Raw genomic sequence first — 4747 nt, forward strand, 5'->3', positions numbered from 1 at the left:
GGCGTCAGTCGCGGGTCGACCTGCAGAGAGAGCCCGCTCTCCCAGGCGATCGTGACCGAGCCGTCGGCGCCGACTTGCTCGACGACGCCGCGGTCGCCGGCCCGAAGGCTGTCGTCTGGCGGATCGCCGACCAGCTCGACCGTCGCACCGTGCGTGAACGACGCGCGCAGCCGCTCGAAGAGATGCCGTGCACCCTTCGCGTCCATGGTCGTGGTATTGGCCGCCGGAGGGCCTCTCTCCTCCCCGCCCGGCGAAAAGCAGGAGTCGCCAACGGCACCGTCGAAACGCAGGAGGCGTCGGCGGTCCGGATCCGAACTCGACGGCTTAGGACTGGCCCGCCGGCGCGCACCTCCTACGATCAGAGAATGACCACCCAGGGACAGCCGAGCGACCGCCAGGGCTGGGAGCACTGGCCCGGACGTCACCAGGACGAGCGCCCGCGCGGGAGGCTGCGCTCGCTCTTCTCCCCCACCGACGACGAGAGCGCGATCGAGGCGCTGATCGCCGAGCGCGGCCGTGAGCTCGAGGAGCGCACCGAGCAGCTGGCGGCGACGATCGCCGACCTCGAGCGGCGCGAGGAGCGCGCGCGGGAGATCCGGAGCACGGTCGAGGACATGCTGCGCCGCGGGTCGGCCGAGCTGGACGAGCGACACGCCGAGCTGAACGAGCTCGCCCGCGAGCTCGCCGACCGGGAGGTGCGCCTCGCCGCCGCGGAGTCCGAGCTCGCAGAGCGGAAGCAGGAGCTCGGGGCGGTCGAGCTCCACCGCGCCGCCGTCGAACGACGCGAGGAGGGGATGGCCGAACGAGAGGCCGCGCTGGAGCGCATCGCCGGGGAGCTCCAGGAGCGGGAGCTGCGGTTCGCCGAGATCGAGGAGCGCGAGCGCGCGCTCGCGGAGGAGCTCGTGCGCATCGCGGAGCTCCAGGACGCGGTGGCGGAAGCCGCAGCGCAGGCCCCGGCAGCGGCCGACGCGCACGTGGTCTTCGTGCCCGGCGACCGCTACCGCCTGGTCGACGGCGACGGCCCGCCGCCCGAGGTCGGGACGCAGATGGAGATCGACGGGGCCGGCTACCGCGTGGCGCGCGTCGGCGCGTCTCCGCTTCCCGGTGACCGGCGGCCCTGCGTCGTCGTCGAGCCGTTCGACGCCGGCATGTAGCGCCCGGCCGCCTCAGGCCCTGGCGGGCCGCTCACCCGGCGGCCGGGACGCGGAACAGAGGGAGGCGGCGTCGTGGCTCCTCCGCGGACACGAGCGCCTCCATCCTGCTCGTGGCGGCGGCGGCGAGGAAGGCGACCGCGGCGGCCTCGTCCTCGGCGAATCGGCGCAGCCGCATGTCGTAGAGCTCGAGCAGGCCCCAGGAGCGTCCGTCGACGACCAGCGGGACGAGCAGGCAGCAGTTCATGCGCAGCTCGCGCAGGACGAACGCCTCGGCCTGGTCGAGGCCCTCGTCGAGGAACGAGAGCGCACGCGTCTCCTGCCGCTCCAGCGCCTCGCGCGTGACGGGGAAGTCGTCGATCAGGTACTCGATGTCCTCGCCGATGTCGACGTCGCGCAGCGCGTGCGAGACCGTGTCGGCGAGCCGCCTGCCGTCGAGGCGAGAGACAGCGCAGCCGGTGCTCCCCGTGAGGAAGGTCGCCGCCTTCGCGAGCCGCTCGAGCACGGCCGCCTCGGTCGTCTCCCGCGTGATCGTAGCCGCTGCCTCGAGCACGTCGGTGAACGGGGTCGCGTCCTGGCTGCGTCGTCGCGGCCGGTCGGCGGCGGCTGCTCCTCGGCTCTCCGAGCGACCGGTGACGACGTCGCGGAAGCGGACGACGCAGTCCTTGCCTGCGCCCTTCGCCGCGTAGAGGGCCTGGTCCGCCGCGCGCAGGAGCTGGGCGCTCGTGGCGCCGTCGAAGGGGTAGGTGGCGACGCCGAGGCTGACGCGCACCGGGAACCCCGCGTCGGCGAGCGCTGCGACGATCCGCTGTCGGAGGTCGTCGGGCAGGTCGCCCGCCGCGCCCTCCACGGATGGGAGCGTGATCGCGAACTCGTCTCCCCCGAGCCGCCCCGCGGTCGCGCCGTCGGGGAGCACCGCGGTGACGACGATCCCGGCCTCGCGCAGGAGCGCATCGCCGAACTCGTGCCCGGCACGGTCGTTGATCTCCTTGAAGTCGTCGAGATCGAAGACGAGGATGGTGACCGGTGACCGGTCTTCGTGGTGAACCACGATCTCGGCGTCGAGCAGCGCCTGGAAGCCGCGCCGGTTGAGCAGCCCGGTGAGCTCGTCGGTGAGCGCGTTCTGCCGCTCGCTGGAGAGCGCGAGCGCCGACTCGATCGACGCTGCCGCGTGCGCGGCGACGAGCGCGGCGGTCTCCGCGTCCCGCTGGTGGTAGTCGAGCCGCGCGCGGGAGAGCCCGACGACGGTACCGAGCTCGAGCCCGTTCGCCCGCAGCGGGAGCAGCACGACGGAGCGGATGCCGCCGTGCGCGAGACCCGGCACGGGCTCGTCGTCGAGATCGACGAGTCGGAACACGGTTCCGAGGTCGAGGTCCTCGCAGAGGGCGCGGAGGACGTCGGGAGCCGGCGGGTCGACTGCGACCCCGGGGCGACTCCAGGAGGAGGTCTCGGAGACGGCGCCGTGGCCGTCGAGCACGACGTGACAGGCGTCGAGCGGGAGCGCTCTCGAGAGCGCCCTCGCCGCCACCTCAGCGATCTGCCGTGGGTCGCGGAGCGAGCTCACGTACACGAAGAACCGCGCGAGCGCCGGGAGGTCGAGGCCGGCCGCGTCGCCGAGCCGGTCGACGAGCGGCGCCAGCTTCGCGGCGTACGGGGCGACGATCTGCGGAGCGTCGTGGGGCAGCGATCGGTGCGTCTCGATGTTGAGGACGCCGATCGTCTCGTGTGCGACGAGGAGCGGCACGGCGAACTCGGAGGCGATCCCCGGCGCCACCGCGACGAAGTCGGGATCGCGGCTCACGTCGAGGACGGTCTGGGCCCGACCCGTGCGAACGGCCCTGCCGACGATCCCTTCCCCCACGCCGAGGCCGTCCGGGATCATCGTGTAGCCGGAGGCGCGGACGATCCAGAGCCGGTCGTGCTCGACCGCGAGGGCGGCGACGTAGAGCCCGTCGACCGACTCGCGGAGGATGTCGAGCGACGCGCCGACCGGGTCGTCGTGTGCGTGGGCGTCGTCGAGCGCCGCTCCGGCCTCGCCGACCGCGGTCGCGAGGTCGGCCGACGAGATCGATCCGACGGCGTGGAGTGGCGAGGGCACGTGCCGCACCTCAGAGGCATCGGATCGACGGCGGCGGCCCTCTACCCCAAACGGGGTGACTCGGAGGCGGGATTCGCGGCTAGCCGAGCCAGGCGTCGAGGAGCCACTCGCCGGTGAACAGCGCGATCAGGCCCCCGGCGGCGAGGAAGGGGCCGAACGGCACGCCCATCTTGCGCCCGGCCGAGCCGTGCCGGACGAGGATCACGACCGCGGGGACGAGCGCGAGCAGCGAGCCGAGGAAGAGCGCGGGGACGACCGCCACCCCGAGCCAGGCGCCCATGAACGCGGCGAGCTTGACGTCGCCCATGCCGAGCCCGGCCGGGTAGGCGAGCGCCATCACGAGGAAGAAGCCGCCGGCGCCGAGCGCGGCGAGCACCCACTCGAGGCTCGGGTCGCGCGCGGTCTGCACGACCAGCGCGGCGACGAGCGCGGGCAGGACGATCCGGTTCGGGATGATCCGCCGTTCGACGTCGGTGACGGTGATCGCGACGAGCACGAGGCACCCGGCGGCGTTGACGGCCGCCTCGAGCCCGAGCCCGAACACGGCGAGGCAGGCGGCGACGAGGGCGGCCGCGGCGACCCCGGCGGCGAGGTGGAGCGGCCCCGGCGCGTCGCGGGGCGGCCGCTCGACGAGGACGGACGCTGCGGGCCCGCCGGGGACACGGAGACGGCGCATACGGTGACGTTTCGGACGATCGGGTGGATTCCTGCAGCCCAAGGACGGCTGACGGTCGTCGCGGTGCCCGCCGAGGACGGACGTGAAGCGACCAGCTTGGCGCGGTCGTCCACGGCGCGTCCCTGCCGGTACGTGTCGCGGGGCGAGGGTGCCGCGATGCGGCGCGTCACATCCGCCCGTCCTGCGTCCCGAACGATCGATCGACCGTCTAGCCGATCACCCGAAATGGCGGTACCGTCCGTGGTGAGGAGAGGCGAGTGGGGATCAACGAGCGGATCGAGCAGCTGCACCGCGTTCTCGAGGCGATGAACGCGTGGCACGACGCGAACGAGGACGGAGGCCGGGACGCGACGCGGAGCGCCGACGTGCCCGCGGCCGCGGGAGCGGCCGCGTCGGGCGACGCCTCCGTGATGCTCCCTCCCCCGCTTCCGAGGGAGCGGGACGTGTCCGTCGCCGCCGATGGCTCCCCGCCCGCCGGCGCCGGCACGGATGACGAGGGCGCAGCCTCGCCACAGCCGCCGCCGAGGCCGGACGGTACCGGGGACGAGCGCCGCCCGACGGCGGCGATGGTCGACGACCTGCTGCCGGCCCGCCGGCCCGAGGGCGCGGCCCTCGAGGTCGCGGTGGACGTCGTCGAGTCGCTCGGCCTCGGGTACCACCTGGGCTCCGCGGTGGAGCGGATCGCGATCGCCTCGGCCGGCGGCCGTGACGGGGTCGAGCCGCTGCGGGAGGCGACGCGTCTGATCGAGCGCTACATCGCCCTGCTCGAGCGCAGGCCGCTCGGCGCCGACCTGCACGCGTCGGCGGCGCGGCTCGCCCGCA

General features: G+C 74.1%; 3 protein-coding genes and 2 pseudogenes. 2 read left to right on the top strand and 3 right to left on the bottom strand.

Going from position 1 to position 4747, the window contains the following annotated elements:
- On the bottom strand, positions 1-206 hold a 206-nt coding region (locus AC162C_RS13270), incomplete at its 3' end, for a DUF4314 domain-containing protein (protein ID WP_484097964.1).
- Positions 207-365: 159 nt separating this feature from the next.
- Between AC162C_RS13270 and AC162C_RS13275 the strand changes: the two genes are divergently transcribed.
- Positions 366-1154 (top strand): hypothetical protein, encoded by a 789-nt coding sequence (locus AC162C_RS13275; protein WP_484097965.1) that lies wholly within the window; start codon positions 366-368, stop codon positions 1152-1154.
- Positions 1155-1185: 31 nt separating this feature from the next.
- On the opposite strand, the gene AC162C_RS13280 is transcribed toward AC162C_RS13275, so the two are convergent.
- Complete coding sequence (locus AC162C_RS13280; RefSeq protein ID WP_484097966.1) at positions 1186-3249, bottom strand: diguanylate cyclase domain-containing protein; 2064 nt, start codon at positions 3247-3249, stop codon at positions 1186-1188.
- An 82-nt stretch (positions 3250-3331) separates the two neighbouring features.
- A pseudogene (locus AC162C_RS13285) lies at positions 3332-3925 on the bottom strand (prepilin peptidase); the annotation flags it as partial.
- 257 nt (positions 3926-4182) lie between these two features.
- Here AC162C_RS13285 and AC162C_RS13290 point away from each other — a divergent pair.
- A pseudogene (locus tag AC162C_RS13290) lies at positions 4183-4747 on the top strand (hypothetical protein); the annotation flags it as partial.

It is taken from the genome of Gaiella sp., from assembly GCF_057140465.1.